Genomic DNA, 19,154 nt, shown 5'->3' with positions numbered 1-19,154 from the left:
GCGTAACGGCAGGTCAACTGCCTTCCCGGCCCGAAAAGAGCCCCGGCGTCTATGAGAAGCTAGGGGTGTGAATGACATCCTTCCCATAGTTCTGTCCATCCTTGCTGCCCTGGTGGTTCTCGGCGGGCTGATTCCGGTCCTCCTGAAGACCCGGAAGAACATCACGCGCTACCCCGGCCCGCGGGACGCCAACGACCCCGTCCTGCCCCGGAGCGGCAGCACGGCCGTGGAGGACCGGCCGGGCGCGGTGGCAGACCGCACGGCCCCCGGCGGCGCGGACCTGGACGGGCTGGAGACCACCGAGGTCCCGGACAACGCCGCAGGCCTCGAAGTCATTCCAGTGGAGACCCCGCTGCCTGTGGCAGGCCGGCTGGTCCGCCTCCGCGAACGGCTGGTCCGCTCCAACAACGTTATGGGCAAGGGACTCCTGGCCCTGCTTTCCAGTGACAAGATCGACGAGAACGTTTGGGACGAAGTGGAGGAAACGCTCCTCCTCGCAGACCTGGGCACCGAGCCCACCATGCAGCTCGTGGACGCGTTGCGCGAGCGGGTCAAGGTGCTGGGCACCCGGACTCCTGAACAGGTCAAACTTCTCTTGCGGGAGGAGCTCATCAAGCTGGTTGATCCCACCATGGACCGCACGCTCAACGTCCAGCGGCATGCGGACCGGCCTGCCGTGATGATGGTGGTGGGCGTGAACGGCGTCGGCAAGACCACAACCGTCGGCAAGCTTGCACGCGTGCTGGTGGCCGAGGACAAGGACGTCCTGCTGGGCGCCGCGGACACCTTCCGTGCCGCCGCTGCCGAACAGCTCGCAACGTGGGGCCAGCGCGTCGGCGTTCCCACCGTCAAGTCGGACATCGACGGCGCGGATCCGGCCTCGGTTGCCTACGAAGCGGTCAAGGCCGGCATCGACCAGGAAGTCGACGTCGTGATGATTGATACCGCCGGACGGCTCCAGAACAAGGTTGGCCTGATGGATGAGCTCCGGAAGGTCAAGCGGGTTGTGGAGAAGCTCGCTGAAGTGGACGAGGTCCTCCTGGTGCTGGACGCAACCACCGGCCAGAACGGCCTGAACCAGGCCCGCGTGTTCTCCGAAGTGGTCAACATCACCGGCATCGTCCTGACCAAACTGGACGGAACCGCCAAGGGCGGCATCGTCGTCGCAATCCAGAAAACCCTCGGCGTCCCGGTGAAGCTGATCGGCCTTGGAGAAGGGGCCGACGACCTTGCCCCCTTCGAGGTTGAGGGCTTTGTGGACGCACTGCTGAACTAGCCGCAGCCGCACCCGGAGCCTGCCCTGGCGGCCTGACGGCAGCCCGCCGTCAGGCCCCGGGCTTCCGCAGGCTCTCCCGGGTGGCAAGCCATGTGCACGCCGCCACCACCATGATGCCTCCGGTCACTCCGAACGCCCAGCCGTAGCCCAGCCGGTCAGCCAGCACTCCGGCCAGGACCGGCCCAACAATCGCGCCGACGTCGGACGTCATCTGGTAGACGGCCAGCACCTTGCCTCCGGACCGCCCGTTCCCGATCACATCGGCGACCGCGGCCTGCTGTGCCGGGCCGAAAAGGCCCGAGCCGACGCCAGCCAACGCGGATGCTGCCAGGAACCAGCCCAGTCCGGTGGTGAAGCCGATTGCAGCCGTGGAGGCACCGGCCACGAGCAGCCCGGCCACCATCATGGGCTTGCGGCCCAGGGTGTCGGCCAGCCGGCCCGAGAACGTCAGCGCCGCAGCGTTGCCGGCAGCAAAAACAGCCAGCGCAAACCCCGCTGCCTCAGGCCCTGCGCCAAGGGCTGCAACGGCAAACAGCGGAACGGTGGCCATCCGGACGCCGAAAGTGGCCCAGCCATTGACGAAGCTGGAAACCAGCGCTGTCCGGTACGTGCCCGCGGCAAGGGCCTCGGCCAGGGGCATATCGGCACGGTCCTGCTGCGGCCCGGTGCCCCGGCGCTGATGGCTCAGCCGCGTCTGGACCACGACGGCGGCCACCACCAGGGCCGCGGCGTAGGCCAGGAACGGAACCCGCAGGCCGAATCCTGCCAGCAGGCCGCCAACGATCGGCCCGCAGACGTTCCCGATGAGGAAAGCGGACGCGTAGGCACCTGAGACACGGCCCCTGCTTTCCGGCGGCGCGAGCCGCACCACCAGCGCCATCGACGCGACCGTGAACATCACTGAGCCGGCGCCGCCAAGCCCGCGGAACAGCAGCAGCTGCCAATAGTCCTGCGCGAAGGCGCACGCAGCCGTGGACGCCGCTACGATCAGCAGTCCCGTGACGTAGACGGGGCGTTCGCCGAGCCGCCCTATCAGGGCGCCACCCGCAGGGGCAAAGACCAGCCGCATGAACGCGAAGATCGCCACGATCACGGACGCTTCGGTATTTCCCACCCCGAAGGTTGTGGCGAATTGCGGCAACACGGGGGCAACAAGGCCGAATCCCAGCGCAATCAGGAAGGCTGCGGCCAGCATCACCTTGATGTCGCGCGGGAGCTTCTGCCTGTCCTTGCGCAGCAGGGAAAGAATCCGCGATGTTGCGCGGCTCACGCGGGTATCTGCCGTCATGGTCCAGTGGTCCTTGCGTATGTGGGTGCCGGGCTTCGGCGGGAGCGGTGAAACATAACCGTAACAAGCCAGATATGCACCATTTACTTCCTAGAGGTTGTTGTAACAGCCCCGCAATACAAATCCTCCGCGGCCGAAACACGGCGAGGACACACTCGTTACAGGACGCAAAAAGGCGTTGGCAGGCGGATCATCTCCGCAATTTTTGACCAAATAGATAAGAGAGGCGTGCACCATGGAACTTACCGCAGGTCACGTATGGATCATGGTGTCGGCGGCGCTCGTGCTGTTGATGACACCGGGTCTGGCATTTTTCTACGGCGGCATGACCCGGGCCAAGGCCGCGCTGAACATGATGATGATGAGCTTCATCTCCATCGGCATGGTGGGAGTCATCTGGGTCCTGTGGGGTTACTCGATGACCTCCGGGGACGGCTTCCTGCAGATGGTGGGCAACCCCTTCGCCAACTTTGGGCTTGAAGGCATCGACAGCCCCGACGGGCTCATCACGGTAGGCTTCGGCGCCACCTTTGCCATCATCACGGTGGCCCTCATCAGCGGTGCCATCGCGGACCGCGCCAAGTTCGGCGCCTGGACCGTCTTCGTTCCGGTCTGGGTCACGCTGGTCTACTGCCCGCTTGCCTACATGGTATGGGGCGGCGGCCTGTTCAGCACCGAAGGCGCTGTTGGTGCGGCACTTGGCGAAGCGATCGACTTCGCCGGCGGCACTGTGGTCCACATCAACGCCGGTGTTGCTGCCTTGATCCTCGTCTTCATCGTCGGTAACCGCCGCGGCTTCGGCAAGGACCCCAACCACCGCCCGCACAACATCCCGTTCGTGATGCTCGGTGCCGCAATTCTCTGGTTCGGCTGGTTCGGCTTCAACGGCGGCGCTGCCTCCACTGCTGAGCAGGGCGGCCTCATCTGGGTCAACACCCTCGCCGCCCCGGCCGCAGCGATGCTCGGCTGGCTGGTCACGGAGCGCATCCGTGACGGCCACCCCACCTCGCTCGGTGCAGCGTCCGGCGTGGTCGCTGGCCTCGTTGCCATCACCCCCGCCTGCGCCAACGTCAGCCCGGTCGGTGCCCTTGGCCTGGGCGTCGTGGCAGGCGTCGCGTCCGCCCTGGCAGTGGGACTGAAGTTCCGCTGGGGCTTCGATGACTCGCTCGACGTCGTGGGTGTCCACCTGGTCTCCGGCATCATCGGCACCGTGGCCCTTGGCTTCATCGCCCTTCCCGAGGAAGGCGCCGGCGGCGGCCTCTTCTACGGCGGCGGCATGGCCCAGATGTGGGCACAGCTGGCAGCAGCGGGCATCGCCATCGCCTACTCCGCAATCCTGACCACCATCATTGCCCTGGCCATCCACAAGACCATGGGGTTCCGGGTCTCGCAGGAACAGGAAACGGTGGGTGTGGACCTCAGCCTGCACGCCGAGACCGCCTACGAGTTCGGCGTCGGGGGACACGGCGGAAGCTTCCAGCCCCTGCACGACATGATCACCGGAAAGACCCAGACGGACGCTGCGCAGGCATCCGACGCAGCAACGGGTGCGCAGAAGACCGAATCAGCAACAGGTAAGGAAAGCGTGGGGGCATGAAACTGATTACAGCGATCGTCAGGCCGGAAAAGCTCGAAGCCATCCGGGAAGGACTGGAGGCCTATGGCGTGCAGGGCCTGACGGTCAGCGCGGCCAGCGGCTATGGCCGGCAGCGCGGCTATACCGAGGTCTACCGCGGAGCGGAGTACAACGTGGATCTGCTGCCAAAGATCCGCGTGGAGGTCCTGGCCACGAACGAGCAGGCGGACGACATCCTCGATGTCATCATCGCCAGCTCCAACACCGGCCGGGCAGGTGACGGCAAGGTCTGGACCATGGACGTCTCCGAAGCCGTCCGGGTCCGCACCGGTGAACGCGGCGTCGCCGCAATCTAGGGCGGGCGGCACTCCACGGAAAAATCCGTGAACAGGCGTCAAAGAGCGGGCAGGAAACCCACGGGTTTCCTGCCCGCTCTTCCGTAGTTTAGGGGCAGGCCCGGAAATCTTCGGCGGACCAGCCGCCTGAGCCGCCGCGGCTCAGTCCCTTGGCACTGCGGTGGGCCAGGCTGCGGGACCGGCAGAGCCGGCGTCGTACTCCTCCAGCGGGACCGTGTCCTGCTGCCAGGCCTTCAAAACCGGCTCCACAATCCGCCAGCACTCCTCCGCCGTGTCTCCGCGGACGGACAGCAGCGGATCGCCCGCGAGCACCCCTTCCAGGACTTCCCCGTAAGGGAGGAGATCGGAGCCGCTGAGCTCGGTTTCCAGGGTTGCCCGGCTGAGGCTGAAGATGTTGCCGGGCCCATTGACGTCGACGTCGAACCTCAGGGTGTCCGGGCCGAAACCAATGCGCAGCTTGTTGGGGGAGTCAACGCCGGTAAAGCCTTGGGGCAGGTGGGGCACCGGGCGGAAGGTCACCACCGCCTCCTTGCGCTTGGCGCCCAGCGCCTTGCCGGACCGGAGAATGAACGGGACCCCGTTCCAGCGCCAGTTGTCGATATTCACCTGGATCTCGGCCAGGGTCTCGGTTCCCCGCCCGGCGTCCACGCCTTCCTCCCGGGCGTAGTCCGGAACGTCCTTGCCCCCTGCATGGCCGGCTGTGTAGCGGGCCCTGCGGGTGGACCCGGCATAGGGGACCGGGACGCTGCTGGCCCGCAGGACAGTGGAAATGGCATCCCGCAGGTCCCGTTCACCGATGGTGGCCGGAGGCTCGATGGCCAGCAGCGCCATGATCTGCAGCAGGTGGCTCTGGATCATGTCCCGCAAGGCGCCGGCGCCGTCGTAGTAGCGGGCCCGGCCCTCCAGCGCGAGGTCCTCGTCAAAGATGATCTCCACCTTTTCCACATGGTGGCGGTCCCATACCGGTTCCAGGAAGTTATTGGCGAAGCGCAGGCCCAGGATATTCAGCACCGTGGCCTTGCCCAGGAAGTGGTCCACCCGGTGGACGTGGTCTTCGGGGACCAGCCGAACCAGTGTCTGGTTGAGCGAGCGGGCCGACTCCTCGCTGGAACCAAAGGGTTTCTCCATCACCAGCCGCGTGCCCGGCGGGACCTGTTCCGGACGAAGGGACTCGCAGGCAAGCTGGCTGATGCGCGGCGGCAGGGCAAAGTAGACGGCGGTGGGCCCGTCAAGCGTGCCGAGAAGCGAGGCCAGGGCCCCCTCTGCGGTGACATCCACCTGGTGGTACACCGTTTCCTTCTCCAGGGCCTGGAGGGCTTCCTTTCCCTCGGTACCTGCGGACGCGGCGGCAGCCTCGAAGGACGCGTGCACCCGTTCCCGCCACTGCTCGGGGGTCCAGGGATCGGATCCGGCACCCACCAGCCGGAGGCCCGCAGCGCGTCCCCTCGCTGCCAGGCGCGCCAGTCCCGGCAGGAGCAGCCGCCCCGTCAGGTCTCCCGAGGCGCCGAGGATGAGCAGGGTCTTCACAGTTGGTTGGCTCGTCATCTGGCCAGCATGCCACCTTGCGGGCCCGGCTTGGTACCCTAGATAGTCGAGTCCCGATCATCAACAGCCTTTGATCATCCACTGCCCTGATCATCCACTGAAAGAAGTGCACGTCGCGTGTTCAATTCACTCTCTGACCGGTTGACAGCAACCTTCAAGAACCTGCGCGGTAAAGGCAGGCTTACTGAAGCCGACGTCGATGCCACAGTCCGCGAGATCCGCCGCGCCCTTTTGGACGCCGATGTTGCCGTTCCGGTTGTCCGTGAGTTCACCGGCCGGGTGCGGGAACGCGCCTTGGGCGCTGAGGTTTCCGGTGCACTGAACCCGAGCCAGCAGATCGTCAAGATCGTCAACGAGGAACTCGTGGAGATCCTCGGCGGCGAAACCCGCCGGATCCGCCTGGCCAAGAGCGGGCCCACCATCATCATGCTCGCGGGCCTCCAGGGTGCCGGCAAGACCACCCTCGCCGGCAAGCTGTCCAAGTGGCTGAAGGCACAGGGCCACAGCCCCATGCTCGTGGCCTGCGACCTCCAGCGCCCCAACGCTGTGACGCAGCTGCAGATCGTTGGCCAGCGCGCCAAGGTGCCCGTCTTCGCACCGCATCCCGGCGCCACCTACACCGAGCTCGAGCACCCGGCCGGGGACCCGGTTGAGGTGGCGCGTGCCGGTGTTGAGGAAGCGCGCCAGAAACTCCACGACGTCGTGATCGTGGACACTGCCGGCCGGCTGGGCGTCGACGCGGACATGATGGAGCAGGCGCGCCAGATCCGCCGCGCAATCGTGCCCAACGAGGTCCTGTTCGTCATCGACTCCATGATCGGCCAGGACGCCGTCAACACGGCGCTCGCCTTTGATGAAGGCGTCAACTTCACCGGCATCGTGCTGTCCAAGCTCGACGGCGACGCCCGCGGCGGTGCCGCGCTGTCCGTGGCGTCGGTCACCGGCAAGCCCGTCATGTTTGCGTCTACGGGCGAAGGCCTGGACGACTTCGAGCTCTTCCACCCGGACCGGATGGCCTCCCGCATCCTTGACATGGGTGACGTCCTCACCCTGATCGAGCAGGCCGAGAAGTCCTGGGACAAGGACGAAGCCGCCCGGATGGCGAAGAAGTTCGCCGACCAGGAGGACTTCACCCTTGACGACTTCCTGGCCCAGATGCAGCAGATCCGCAACATGGGCTCCATGAAGAAAATGCTCATGATGATGCCGGGTGCCCAGAACATCCGCCAGCAGCTGGAGCAGTTCGACGAACGCGAAATTGACCGCGTTGAGGCGATTGTCCGTTCCATGACGCCGCATGAGCGCGTGGCCCCCAAAATCATCAACGGCTCCCGCCGTGCCCGCATCGCCCGCGGTTCCGGCGTCCACGTTTCCGAGGTCAACGGCCTGCTGGAGCGCTTCGCGCAGGCCCAGAAGATGATGAAGAAAATGGCCCAGGGCGGGATGCCGGGCATGCCCGGGATGCCTGGCATGCCCGGGGCCGGCGGCGGTGCCCGGAAGAATGCCAAGAATGCGCCCAAGAAGAAGGCCAAGTCCGGGAACCCGGCCAAGGCCGCGCAGGAGCGCAAGGACGCCGAGGCCCGCCGGGCGAACGCCGCCAAGGCGCTGCCCACCGGAGCGGCCTTTGGCCAGCAGGCGGGCGACTTCGACCCCTCCCAGCTGAACCTGCCCAAGGGCTTCGACAAGTTCCTCGGCAAATAAGCACCCCTTGCCCCACTAAGTAGCAGCAGATGTCGTTTTGAGGGCTCAAACCGACATCTGCTGCTACTTACATGGGATGTCGGGGCCGTGGAATAGGGTTGGGTCATGTTCAAGCAGAGGGTAGTGTTCGTGCACGGCGCGGGCAGCTTCGGTGCCGCGGCCTGGCCCCGCCAGCACGGTGTGGCCCTGTCCTACGATGCCCTGTTCCTGCGCCGCCACGGTTTCGATCCCGTTGCCGAACCCATCGAGTCCTCGTTCGAGGAGGACACCCGCATCCTGCTGAGCTCCCTGGGGGACGACGGCAGGGGTACCGCCGGCGGGCACGTCGTGGCGCATGCGCAGGGCGCCATCGCGGCCATGATGGCCGCCGTCGAACGCCCGGACCTTGTCCACTCGCTGACCCTGGTAGAGCCGGCCTGCCTCTCCCTGACCGCTGAACTGCCGGCCACGGCAGCGCACATCGCGCTGATGCAGCCTCTTCTCGACGTCCGGCATCAATTGAGTGACGAGGATTTCCAGCGCGAATTCGTCCGCAGGGTCTATGCCACGGACCTGCAGCAGCCGGTGACCGCAGAGGAGAAGCGCTCCGCCAGGAGGCTGCGGCTGCAGGCACCTTCCTGGGAAGCCCCGCTGCACATCGTGCCCGGCGTGCCGACGCTTGTCCTGACCGGCGGCTGGGAGCCGCTGTACGAAGAGATCGCAGGCTACCTCCGCGAGACAGGGGCGTTCCACCGCACGGCCGCCGGCGGCCACCGGCCCCATGACTCCGTTGAAGGGGACCGCATCATCCGCGCGTTCATCAGCGACGCCAGCCGCCTGCAGGCGCGCGCCTCCTGACGCTTGGCCTGATCCATATAAGTCCGTCCGGCCGGCCCCCAATGACCAGCCGGACGGAACCTGCGGGCTGCTACCGCCGGCCGCCCGGCGGAACGCTCAGCGCCGGAAGGTAAACCTTCCCGCCAGCGGCCAGGAATTCCTCGCTCTTGCCCCGCATGCCGGCTGCGGCTTCAGGCAGGGCGGCCTGGGCCTCTGCGGAGCCGTATTCGTCCCTGATGTCCTGGCTGATCCGCATGGAGCAGAACTTGGGCCCGCACATGGAGCAGAAGTGGGCGGTTTTCGCCGGTTCGGCCGGAAGGGTCTCGTCGTGGAAGGCCTCGGCCGTCTCCGGGTCCAGCGACAACGCAAACTGGTCACGCCACCGGAACTCGAAGCGTGCCTTGGAGAGCGCGTCATCCCGTTCATGCGCGCCGGGATGGCCCTTTGCCAGGTCCGCGGCGTGCGCGGCGATCTTGTACGTGATCACTCCCGTCTTGACGTCGTCCCTGTTGGGCAGTCCCAAATGCTCCTTGGGGGTGACGTAGCACAGCATTGCCGTGCCGTAGCGGGCAATTTCCGTTGCGCCAATGGCTGAGGTGATGTGGTCATAGCCCGGCGCCACGTCGGTCACCAGAGGGCCCAGTGTGTAGAAGGGCGCGCCCTTGCACAGCTCCTGCTGGCGTTCAACGTTCTCCCGGACCAGGTGGAACGGGACATGGCCCGGGCCCTCCACCATCACCTGGACGTCGTACTCCCAGGCGCGCTGCGTGAGCTCGGCGAGGGTGTCCAGTTCGGCAAACTGGGCTGCATCGTTGGCATCGGCCGTGGCCCCCGGCCGGAGCCCGTCACCCAGGGAAAACGCGACGTCGTACCTCGCGAAGATCCCGCAGAGCTCGTCGAAGTGCGTGTACAGGAAATTTTCCCGGTGATGGGCCAGGCACCAGCCGGCCATGATGGACCCGCCGCGGGAGACGATGCCGGTGACGCGGTTGGCGGTCAGGGGAACGTACCGGAGCAGCACGCCTGCGTGGATGGTCATGTAGTCCACGCCCTGCTCGCACTGCTCGATTACGGTGTCACGGAAGATCTCCCAGGTCAGGGCGTTGGCTTCGCCGTTGACCTTCTCCAGGGCCTGGTAGATGGGGACGGTGCCGATGGGAACCGGGGAGTTGCGGATGATCCATTCCCGGGTGGTGTGGATGTCATCCCCGGTGGAGAGGTCCATGACGGTGTCTGCGCCCCACCGTGTTGCCCACTGCAGTTTGTCCACCTCTTCGGCGATCGAGCTGGTGACCGCGGAGTTGCCGATGTTGGCGTTGATTTTCACCAGGAAGGCCTTGCCAATGATCATCGGCTCGGATTCCGGGTGGTTGATGTTATTGGGAATGATGGCCCGGCCCGCGGCCAGTTCGCTGCGGACCAGTTCCACATCGCAGTTCTCGCGCAGCGCCACGAAGCGCATCTCCGGGGTGATCACGCCCTGCCGTGCGTAGTGCATCTGGGTGACGGTCCGGCCGTCGACGGCGCGGCGGGGCACCGGAGGTGCTCCCTTCCACTCTGCGCTGGCGGCGCCGCGGCGCACAGCCGAGCGGCCGTCGTCGAGCAGGTTCCTTTCCCTGCCGCTGTACGCTTCCGTGTCTGCCCGCTCTTCGATCCAGTCCTTGCGGACAGGAGGAAGGCCTTGAACGGGGTCGCTCCCCGGACCGGCGGTCCGGTAGGTCCGGAACGGCTGGTTTGGCACGCCGTTGGGTGACGGCTCCAACTTAATTTCGGTCACGGGAACACGGATCCCGTTCCCGGTGTCCTCAAGGTATGCCAGGGAGTGGGATTTCAGGGATTGCGTTACGGGGGGCTGGTTGCCGGCAGGGCCGGCACCCGTGTTGTTGAGGGCAGGGTTCAGCTGCTGATGGGGTGTACTCAAGGAATACTCACTTCCTTCGCCGGCATTACCCGGACAGGTTCGACGGTCGCAGGCTGCGGCAGCCCGATCTCAGCCCCTGCAGGGGCACCCGTGTGGTCAGGATGAAAGCTACCACACGCCTTGACGCGGGGCGTGTCACATCACGCGGTGCTAGCCTGTCCGGGCGGGAAAGAGGCAAATTCATGGCAGAAATTATCGAGTTCACGGGGACGGTGCTGACCGGGCCGGACACTGAGCGGCACGGGCTCTGGTCCGTTGGCGGGCGGCTGACGTTCCGCCGGCCGGCAACGGCCCCGGACAGGATTCTGGCGGGATTCGTGCTGCCTGGCTTTGTGGATGCGCACTGCCACATCGGGCTGGGCGCCGGCGGGCCGGTGGATGCTTTGACGGCCGAAGAACAGGCACGGACGGACCTGGACGCCGGCACCCTGCTGGTCCGCGACGCAGGTTCCCCTGCGGATACCCGATGGCTGCAGGGCAGGAAGGACGTCCCGGTGCTGATCCGCGCCGGCCGCCACGTTGCGCGCACTCGCCGGTACCTGCGGGGGTTCGCGGAAGAAGTGGAACCTGAGGGCCTGGTGGAAGCCGTGCGTAAGCAGGCCAGGGAAGGTGACGGGTGGGTCAAGCTTGTGGGGGACTGGATTGACCGCGACGCCGGCGACCTGGCGCCTTCGTTTCCTGACGGCGTCGTCCGTGACGCCGTCAACGCCGCCCACGATGAGGGCGCGCGCGTAACGGCGCACTGCTTCGCGGAAGAGACGCTCGACGACGTGCTGGACGCCGGCATCGACTGCGTCGAGCACGCCACGGGGCTCCTGCCGCGGCACCTGCCCCGGTTCGTGGAGCAGGGGGTGCCCATTGTGCCCACCCTGGTCAACATCGCCACCTTCCCCGACATCGCAGCGCAGGCTTTACCCAAGTTCCCGCGGTATGCGGCGCATATGCGTTCATTGTGGGAACGCCGGGAGGAACGGGTCCTAGAGGCGTTCGAGGCAGGCGTGCGGATCTATGCCGGGACCGACGCCGGCAGCGTGATCAGGCACGGCAGGATCGGCGACGAGATCCTGGCCCTTCACGCAGCCGGACTGCCCATGGCCTCCGCCTTGGACGCCGCGTGCTGGGGCGCGCGGGAGTGGCTGGGTGCGGAGGGCCTGGAAGAGGGAGCACGGGCAGACGTGGTCCTGTGCCGGGAGGACCCGCGTAAGGTGCCGGAGGCGGTCAACGGCCTGGCACACGTGATCCTGGGCGGACGGGTGATCCGCTGAAGGCAAGTTCCTGGGACTTGGAATAAATTGAAGCTTCAAGTAATTTTAAGAGTGTAAGGGCTGCCAACCGGAAGCCCCACAGCACCGGGAGTTTTCAATGAATGCACAAGCCGCCAGCCAGGATCTTCTTCCTGCCGATCTCGCCATGGGCACCGTGATGCTCAAGGTGGGCGACATGAAGGTGATGACCGATTACTACCAGCGGGCCCTCGGTTTAGAGGTCATTGCCGAGCAGGACGGCGGAATCTACCTGGGCCGGCTGCAGAAGCCGCTTGTGCACCTGGCCCCCGCGCCCGGGCTGAACCTGCCGGGCAGGGGAGAAGCCGGCCTCTTCCACACGGCGTTGCTGTTTGAGAACCAGGCAGACCTGGCCGCCACCATCGCCACGGCCGCCCGGTTCGAACCACGCTCGTTCACGGGCAGCGCCGACCACCTTGTCAGTGAGGCCTTCTACTTCAACGACCCCGAAGGCAACGGCATCGAGCTCTACTGGGACCGGCCGCGCAGCAACTGGTCCTGGAACGGCGCGGACGTGGTGATGGACAGCCTGGCCCTCCCGCCGCAGCGGTACCTTGAGCAGCACCTCACCGAAGAGTCCCTGGAGCGCCAGGCCGGGTCCGTGGCCGGCGTGGGCCACGTGCACCTCCAGGTGGGCGACGTGCAGACGGCGCGCGACTTCTACGTGGGTACCCTCGGGTTCGAAAAAACCGCCGGGTGGCATGGGCAGGCCCTCTTTGTTTCCGCGGGCCGCTACCACCACCACATGGCGATGAACGTTTGGAACAGCCGCGGGGCGGGGCCGCGCAAGGACACCCTCGGCCTGGGTGAGGTCCTCATCGAGGTGCCGTCAGGGGACGACGTCGGCTCTCTCGCCGACCGCCTCAAGGTTGCCGGTGTTGCCGCCCACCACACCGGAGCGGAACTCCGGTTCGAGGATCCGTGGCGCAACCGCATTCGCGTAGCGGTGCGCTGAATCCGGGCTGGGTTGAATCCGGGTTGGGCTTAATCCGGACTAGGCTTAATCCGAACAGCCGGGCAGGCGCTGCCTCCCGGTGCCGCACCGCCAACGGAATGAGGGCAATCGCCATGGGCTTCACCGAGATCTTTGTTGCCACCCACGACGCGGCACTGAAGCGTGCCGGCGTCCTTGACGGGGGCGGCAGCGCACCCGCAGGCGACGCGGTCCGGATCCCGGACATCAGTGACTTCGAAGTGGAGCAGCTGGGTGATCTGGCCGGCACCGCCGTGCACGCTGGAGGAGCGGATTACGAGCTCACCATGGTGGATGTGGCCAGCGACTCGCTCCTGGCCGTTCCGCCGGCCATGGTGCGCGCCCTGGCGGACCTGCTGTCCTATGAAACCGAAGGCGAGGGCGACGTCCTCGAAGAGGTGGCCGAACAGTGGGCGGCGCAGGATGACATGCCGTTTGGCGCTTCGGAGGCGCGGACGTACGTGCAGCGGGTGGCTGAACTCGCCAGCGGAATCGACGACTCGGAGCGTACCGGCCTGTACGTCTGGTCCGCCTGACTACTTCCGGCCGCACGCTCCGGCGGGCGTCGTCCGTGTCACGCCGCGTCAAGTCGAAATGTTCACGCTGATCTGGCACAATAAACAGGTACTCGATCTGCGTGGCCCCTCTCTCCGCGTCTGGATCCTGTCCTTCGAACCCGCAAGTATGGCCCGCCCCACGGGTGCAGAACGCCGGGTTCACCCCCTTTTCTGAAACAGGAGTGACCACAACAGTGGCCGTAAAGATTCGCCTCAAGCGCTTTGGCAAGATGCGCGCCCCGTACTACCGCATCGTCGTCGCGGACTCACGCACCAAGCGTGATGGCCGCGCCATCGAAGAGATCGGCAAGTACCACCCCACCGAGGAGCCCTCATACATCGAGGTTAACTCCGAGCGTGCCCAGTACTGGCTGTCCGTCGGCGCCCAGCCGTCCGAGCAGGTCGCCGCGATCCTCAAGATCACCGGTGACTGGCAGAAGTTCAAGGGCCTGCCGGGCCAGGAAGGCACCCTGAAGACCAAGACCCAGAAGGAAGCCTTCGTTGCCCCGGAAAAGGGTTCCGTGATCATCCCGGAAGCCATCACCAAGAAGGCATCCAAGTCTGAGGCAGCCGAAGCTCCCGCCGAGGCCGAAGCAGAGACCACCGAGGCTGAGTAGATTGCTGGCAGAAGCGCTGGAACACCTGGTCCGGGGAATCGTTGATTCCCCGGACCACGTCAAGGTCAGCTCCAAGAGCAACCGCCGCGGGGACACCCTCGAGGTGCGCGTTCACCAGGACGACCTCGGACGGGTGATTGGCCGCCAGGGCCGCACGGCGCGCGCACTGCGTACCGTGGTGGCAGCCTTGGCCGGCGGTGAGCCGGTGCGGGTCGACGTTGTCGATACCGACCGCCGCCGCTGAGCGCTCGGCACTATTCAGTTTTTAGCTCCGGCCCCTCCACCCCTGCGGTGGAGGGGCCGGAGTGCTTTTACCAGAGCACCGTCAACCACATCCAACAGCGTCAACCAGATCCAACACAGAGGAACACATGCAGCTTCAGGTGGCACGAATCGGCAAACCGCACGGCATCCGCGGGGAAGTGACGGTCCAGGTCCTGACCGACGCCCCCGGGGACAGGTTCGTGCCGGGCACCGAGTTCGTGGTTGAGCCGGCCTCAGCGGGCCCGCTGACTGTGAACAGCGCCCGCTGGAACAAGGACATCCTGCTGCTGGGCTTCGACGAAATCGGGACCCGCAACGAGGCGGAGACCCTCCGGGGCGCCAAGCTCTTCATCGAAACAGAGGAACTGGACGAAGACGACGACGAGGGCTGGTACGAGCATGAACTCGTGGGCTTGGAGGCCCGGGTGGGCTCGAAGGTGGTGGGCAAAGTTGCTGCGCTGAACACCGGCACCGCGCAGGACCTGCTGATGGTCACCACGCCGGAGGGCAAGGAAATCCTGGTTCCCTTCGTGGAGCAGATCGTGCCTGAGGTCAACGTTGAGGAGGGGTTCATCCTCCTCACGCCGCCGGACGGCCTCTTCGAGCTGAACGCGGAGGACGAAGCAGCCGCTTCGGAGCCGGAGGAGAAAGCCTAGATGCGGATCGACGTCGTCAGTATCTTTCCCGAATACCTGGCACCGCTGGAACTGTCCCTGATCGGGAAAGCCCGCCAGGACGGCATCCTGGACCTGCGCGTCCACGACCTCCGCGCCTTCACCACGGACAGGCACCGCACCGTCGACGACACGCCCTACGGCGGAGGCGCCGGCATGGTGATGAAGCCGGAACCCTGGGCCCAGGCCTTATCCTCCATTGCGGCCGACCGCCCCGAGGGATCGGACAGGCCGGTCCTGATCGTGCCGTCGCCGGCAGGAGAGAGGTTCACCCAGGCACTGGCGTACGAACTGGCCGAACAGGAGCACCTCGCGTTCGCCTGCGGACGCTACGAAGGCATCGACGAGCGCGTCATCGAATGGTCCCGGGACCACTTCGAGGTCCGCCCCGTCAGCCTGGGGGACTACGTCCTCAATGGCGGGGAGGTCGCGGTCCTGGCCATGGTGGAGGCCATCGGCCGCCTGCTGCCTGGCGTGGTGGGCAATCCGGAGTCGCTGGTGGAGGAATCCCATTCAGACGGGCTCCTGGAGTACCCCGTCTACACCAAGCCCTCCGTGTGGCGCGAGCGGGAAGTGCCGGCCGTGCTGCTGAGCGGCAACCACGGCAAGATCGCGCAGTGGCGCCGCCACGAGCAGTTCCGGCGGACGGCGGAGCGCCGCCCCGACCTCCTCGAAGCGTTCGACGCCGGTAAGCTGCCACGTGCCGACCGCACCGAACTGCAGGACTTGGGGTACGACGTCGTGGACGGCCGCCTGCGCCGCCGCCCCGGCACGGAAGACGCCCGGCGGGACTGACCTCGCCGGCAGGACGCCTCCGGCTGGCTGCCCGGCCGGGCTGCCGGAGTCGCGGGATTGGCTGTAGCCTCCGCAGTGTGGCAAAATTAGTCCTTGTGTCTACTGGGTCCGCACCTGCCACAGGGGGAGCGCAACCAACAGCTAAGACAACCGGCCTCATCAATCAGTGAAGGGGCCGGGCTACTTAACTTTCGGCGGAGATCGCCGGTGCGCCACCAGCGCACCAGGTTCTCCTGCCGTGACCCAAAGTGAATGACCTGTGGCGTTCACCAGGAGTGCAATTATGCATATTCTCGATTCCCTCGATGCAGCCTCGCTGCGTACCGATGTTCCCGAGTTCCGCGCGGGTGACACCCTCAAGGTGCACGTGAACATCATCGAAGGCAAGAACTCCCGTGTCCAGGTTTTCCAGGGATTCGTCCTGGGCCGCCAGGGCGACGGCGTCCGCGAAACCTTCACGGTCCGCAAGGTTTCCTTCGGCGTCGGTGTGGAGCGTACCTTCCCGGTCCACTCCCCGATCATCGACAAGATCGAGGTCGTTACCAAGGGTGACGTCCGCCGCGCCAAGCTCTACTACATGCGCGCCCTGCGCGGTAAGGCTGCGAAGATCAAGGAAAAGCGCGACTTCAGCACCGCCAAGTAAGTCCTTTCGGACCTGCAGAGGCCGGGCCGCGGCCGTATCCGGCCAGCGCCGGAGCCATTCAGCACCAGCGCCCAGGATACGGACCATGGACCACACAAAACGCCAGCCCCGAAAAATGGGCTGGCGTTTTGCGTTCTTGGCCGTCATCCTGGCCGTTGCGGCCAGCGGACTGGTCCGTTCGCTCTGGCTGGATGTGTATTTCATTCCCTCCGCGTCTATGGAACCTGTGCTCGCAGGCGGGGACCGCATCTTGGTGTCCCGGACCGGATTCGGCACTGAACCCATCCGGCGCGGGGACATCGTCGTCTTTGACGGCAGGGGCACCTTCGCCCCGCTCAACAGCGGCAACGGCCCCCTGGTGGACACCGCGGCCGCCGTTACCCAATGGCTCGGCCTCACCGGCAGCGACACCACCTATGTCAAGAGGGTCATCGGGCTCCCAGGCGACTCGGTGGCCTGCTGCGACGCCGGCGGCAACGTGACGGTGAACGGTGAACCCTTGGTGGAGCCTTACATCTTTAGCGGTGATGCCCCCAGCACCCAAAAATTCAGTGCCGTGGTCCCGGAAGGCCGGCTGTGGCTGATGGGGGACCACCGGTCCCTGTCGGCCGACTCACGGAGCCTGCTCGGCGCCCCCGGCGGCGGCATGGTTCCGGTGGACAGGGTGATCGGACGGCCGGTCCAGATCATCTGGCCCCTTGATAGATTTGCTTCAGTACCCCGTCCGCCTGCAGGACCAACAACAGAGAACGGACAGTAGATGCCCGAGAACCACGCGCGGACCCCTGAACCGCGCCCCGACGGCGGTTCGGGCGTTCCGGCCGATGCCGTCTCCGGAACTCCCGGCCAGGATGGGCACGCGAAAGCGTCCGGCGCCGCGGGCAGCCGCGCCGCCGCCAAGTCAGCGGCGAAGCCCGCCGGCAGCCCCGTCTTCGCATGGCTGAAGGAAGTGGCCACGGTGGTGGTGATCGCCGTCGTCCTCTCTTTCCTAATCAAGACATTCCTCTTCCGGGCCTTCTTCATCCCGTCCGAGTCCATGGTCAACACACTTGAAGTTGACGACCGCATCTTCGTCAATCTCCTGGTCCCAGAGCCGTTCGCGCTGAACCGCGGCGACGTCGTGGTATTCCGGGACACCAAGGGCTGGCTCCAGGCAGCGCCTGAACAACCGCAAGGCCCGTTCACCTGGGTCCAGGACGGACTGACGTTCGTGGGCCTGCTGCCCGACAACTCCGAGCAGCACCTGGTCAAAAGGGTCATCGGACTTCCGGGGGACCACGTGGTCTGCTGCGATGCCGGCGGTAGACTGACGATTAACGGGACCCCCATCAACGAGAGCTACATCAATCCGGCTGAGGTCCCGCAGATCCGGAACTTCGACGTAACTGTCCCCGAAGGCAAGGTGTGGGTGATGGGTGACAACCGGAACCATTCAGCCGACTCCCGGGCGCACATGGACTCCGACGGCGGATTCATCGACATCGCCGACCTCGAAGGCAAGGCGGCCGTCATCGCCTGGCCGCTGAGCCGGTTCACTACCCTGGGCAATTATCCGGACGTGTTCCGCAACGTTCCGGCGGCGCCCTGACTATGCCCGCCGCACTTAAGCCCAGGATGGGCTCCACCAGGGTTCCCCAGGCCAAGGCCCCCACGCTCAGGCACGAGCGGACGTTCAAGGCCCAGGGGATCCGGTACCTTGCAGGCGTGGACGAGGTGGGGCGAGGCGCGCTTGCCGGGCCCGTCAGCGTGGGCATCGCCGTGGTGGACCTGGAACGGCAGAAGCCCCTGGCCGGCGTCCGGGACAGCAAGCTGCTCACCCCGGCGGAGCGTGAACGGCTTGATCCGCTGGTCCGCCGCTGGAGCGTCGCCTCGGCGGTGGGCCACGCCTCCGCCCAGGAAATCGACTCGGTGGGAATCATCGCCGCGCTGCGCCTTGCAGGAACCCGCGCATGGCTGGAGGTCCTTTCCGCGGGGATCCGCCCCGAGGCAGTGCTCCTGGATGGAAGCCACAACTGGCTCTCACCTGCCGAACAGCTGTCCCTGTTCGACGAGCCGGCCGTGGCAAGTTGTGACGCCCCCGTGCACACCAAGGTCAAAGCGGACATGCAGTGCCTTAGCGTGGCGGCGGCCAGCGTCATCGCCAAGGTTGAGCGGGACCGGATGATGCGGGAGCTCCATGCTGACTTCCCGGACTTTGGCTGGGACATCAACAAGGGCTACGCCACCGCACTGCACCGGGATGTCCTCCGAGCCGCCGGGCCCACGCCGTACCACCGGATCAGCTGGCGGCTCCTCGGAGGGGAACTGGCTGACGGCGGGCTGACGGACAATGCAGGCCCGGGCTTGGAAGACGCCGCCGCCGGGGACTGACCCCCGCACCGGGCACCGGCCGCCCCGCCGATAGTGCAAGATGGAAGCATGAGTGCCGAGGATCTTGAAAACTACGAAACCGACATGGAGCTTCAGCTCTACCGTGAATACCGCGATGTCGTCGGACTGTTCAGCTACGTTGTCGAGACCGAACGCCGCTTCTACCTGGCCAACCACGTGGACCTGCAGGCCCGCAGCGCCGACGGCGAGGTCTACTTCGACCTGACCCTGCAGGACGCCTGGGTCTGGGATGTCTACCGCTCAGCACGATTCGTCAAGAGCGTCCGCGTCCTGACCTTCAAGGACGTCAACGTCGAAGAGCTGCCGCGCAACGAGGAGCTTGCCCTGCCCAAGGATGTTGACCTGGGCAACTAATACTGTGCGCTGCCGCGCACTTCTCCGGCACAGCTGACCTTCCCTGCACAGGGACCCCCGGCCCCGGTTCATCCACATAGGGGGCGGCCGTCCTGTCCTTCGCGTTCCAGCCCGTCCAAGCTGG

20 protein-coding genes and 1 riboswitch are annotated in these 19,154 nt (G+C 66.1%); of the genes, 17 read left to right on the top strand and 3 right to left on the bottom strand.

The genetic code is table 11. The features are described from left to right. The first annotated feature begins 67 nt into the window (after window positions 1–67). Complete coding sequence (ftsY, locus tag ABRP28_RS07010; protein WP_350002577.1) at window positions 68–1,276, top strand: signal recognition particle-docking protein FtsY; 1,209 nt, start codon at window positions 68–70, stop codon at window positions 1,274–1,276. A 49-nt stretch (window positions 1,277–1,325) separates the two neighbouring features. Here ftsY and ABRP28_RS07005 read toward each other — a convergent pair whose 3' ends face one another. After that, on the bottom strand, window positions 1,326–2,564 hold the full coding sequence (locus ABRP28_RS07005) for an MFS transporter (protein WP_350002576.1): 1,239 nt from the start codon (window positions 2,562–2,564) through the stop codon (window positions 1,326–1,328). Between the two features lie 235 nt (window positions 2,565–2,799). Here ABRP28_RS07005 and ABRP28_RS07000 point away from each other — a divergent pair, with 235 nt between their 5' ends. Then, window positions 2,800–4,161: an ammonium transporter gene (locus tag ABRP28_RS07000; protein WP_350002575.1), complete on the top strand. Its 1,362-nt coding sequence runs from the start codon at window positions 2,800–2,802 to the stop codon at window positions 4,159–4,161. After that, a complete protein-coding gene (locus ABRP28_RS06995; RefSeq protein WP_066276845.1) occupies window positions 4,158–4,496 on the top strand; it encodes a P-II family nitrogen regulator in 339 nt (112 codons plus the stop codon). The genes ABRP28_RS07000 and ABRP28_RS06995 overlap by 4 nt, the downstream gene beginning before the upstream one ends. A gap of 141 nt (window positions 4,497–4,637) precedes the next feature. On the opposite strand, the gene ABRP28_RS06990 is transcribed toward ABRP28_RS06995, so the two are convergent. Then, complete coding sequence (locus tag ABRP28_RS06990) at window positions 4,638–6,041, bottom strand: glucose-6-phosphate dehydrogenase (protein ID WP_350002574.1); 1,404 nt, start codon at window positions 6,039–6,041, stop codon at window positions 4,638–4,640. Between the two features lie 117 nt (window positions 6,042–6,158). Between ABRP28_RS06990 and ffh the strand changes: the two genes are divergently transcribed. Both ffh and ABRP28_RS06980 read left to right on the top strand, forming a co-directional pair. Next, window positions 6,159–7,742 carry a signal recognition particle protein gene (gene ffh / locus ABRP28_RS06985; protein ID WP_350002573.1) on the top strand — a complete coding sequence of 528 codons (1,584 nt, stop codon included), beginning with the start codon at window positions 6,159–6,161 and terminating at the stop codon, window positions 7,740–7,742. 105 nt (window positions 7,743–7,847) lie between these two features. Beyond that, entirely contained in the window at window positions 7,848–8,579 is a 732-nt protein-coding gene (locus ABRP28_RS06980; protein WP_350002572.1) for an alpha/beta hydrolase, read from the top strand. A gap of 70 nt (window positions 8,580–8,649) precedes the next feature. Here ABRP28_RS06980 and thiC read toward each other — a convergent pair whose 3' ends face one another. Then, window positions 8,650–10,479, bottom strand: coding sequence for a phosphomethylpyrimidine synthase ThiC (gene thiC, locus ABRP28_RS06975; protein WP_350002571.1), 1,830 nt, complete (start codon window positions 10,477–10,479; stop codon window positions 8,650–8,652). Next, window positions 10,474–10,581, bottom strand: a riboswitch (TPP riboswitch). Its footprint overlaps the gene before it by 6 nt. 80 nt (window positions 10,582–10,661) lie before the next feature. On the opposite strand from thiC, the gene ABRP28_RS06970 reads away from it, so the two are divergent. From ABRP28_RS06970 to ABRP28_RS06915, 12 genes are all read left to right on the top strand, one after another. Then, complete coding sequence (locus ABRP28_RS06970) at window positions 10,662–11,744, top strand: amidohydrolase family protein (protein WP_350002570.1); 1,083 nt, start codon at window positions 10,662–10,664, stop codon at window positions 11,742–11,744. Between the two features lie 97 nt (window positions 11,745–11,841). Beyond that, on the top strand, window positions 11,842–12,717 hold the full coding sequence (locus ABRP28_RS06965) for a VOC family protein (protein ID WP_350002569.1): 876 nt from the start codon (window positions 11,842–11,844) through the stop codon (window positions 12,715–12,717). 113 nt (window positions 12,718–12,830) lie between these two features. Continuing rightward, window positions 12,831–13,271 (top strand): hypothetical protein, encoded by a 441-nt coding sequence (locus ABRP28_RS06960; protein ID WP_350002568.1) that lies wholly within the window; start codon window positions 12,831–12,833, stop codon window positions 13,269–13,271. A 215-nt stretch (window positions 13,272–13,486) separates the two neighbouring features. After that, entirely contained in the window at window positions 13,487–13,909 is a 423-nt protein-coding gene (gene rpsP, locus ABRP28_RS06955) for a 30S ribosomal protein S16 (protein WP_231457298.1), read from the top strand. 1 nt (window position 13,910) lies between these two features. Further along, on the top strand, window positions 13,911–14,153 hold the full coding sequence (locus ABRP28_RS06950) for an RNA-binding protein (RefSeq protein WP_350002567.1): 243 nt from the start codon (window positions 13,911–13,913) through the stop codon (window positions 14,151–14,153). Window positions 14,154–14,280: 127 nt separating this feature from the next. Then, window positions 14,281–14,829: a ribosome maturation factor RimM gene (gene rimM, locus ABRP28_RS06945; RefSeq protein WP_350002566.1), complete on the top strand. Its 549-nt coding sequence runs from the start codon at window positions 14,281–14,283 to the stop codon at window positions 14,827–14,829. Beyond that, on the top strand, window positions 14,830–15,642 hold the full coding sequence (gene trmD, locus ABRP28_RS06940; RefSeq protein WP_350002565.1) for a tRNA (guanosine(37)-N1)-methyltransferase TrmD: 813 nt from the start codon (window positions 14,830–14,832) through the stop codon (window positions 15,640–15,642). A 283-nt stretch (window positions 15,643–15,925) separates the two neighbouring features. Next, window positions 15,926–16,285, top strand: a complete 360-nt coding sequence (gene rplS / locus ABRP28_RS06935) for a 50S ribosomal protein L19 (protein WP_066276805.1) — start codon at window positions 15,926–15,928, stop codon at window positions 16,283–16,285. A gap of 85 nt (window positions 16,286–16,370) precedes the next feature. Further along, complete coding sequence (lepB, locus tag ABRP28_RS06930) at window positions 16,371–17,045, top strand: signal peptidase I (protein WP_350002564.1); 675 nt, start codon at window positions 16,371–16,373, stop codon at window positions 17,043–17,045. Then, window positions 17,046–17,873, top strand: coding sequence for a signal peptidase I (gene lepB, locus ABRP28_RS06925; protein ID WP_350002563.1), 828 nt, complete (start codon window positions 17,046–17,048; stop codon window positions 17,871–17,873). A gap of 2 nt (window positions 17,874–17,875) precedes the next feature. Then, window positions 17,876–18,655, top strand: a complete 780-nt coding sequence (locus ABRP28_RS06920) for a ribonuclease HII (protein ID WP_350002562.1) — start codon at window positions 17,876–17,878, stop codon at window positions 18,653–18,655. A 48-nt stretch (window positions 18,656–18,703) separates the two neighbouring features. Beyond that, window positions 18,704–19,030: a DUF2469 domain-containing protein gene (locus ABRP28_RS06915; protein WP_056335405.1), complete on the top strand. Its 327-nt coding sequence runs from the start codon at window positions 18,704–18,706 to the stop codon at window positions 19,028–19,030. The last annotated feature ends 124 nt before the right edge of the window (window positions 19,031–19,154 follow it).

It is taken from the genome of Pseudarthrobacter sp. WHRI 8279, from assembly GCF_040224115.2.
Lineage (GTDB): Bacteria > Actinomycetota > Actinomycetes > Actinomycetales > Micrococcaceae > Arthrobacter.
The sequence above is the reverse complement of the archived record's forward strand: the minus strand, read 5'-3'. Positions and strand labels throughout refer to the sequence as shown.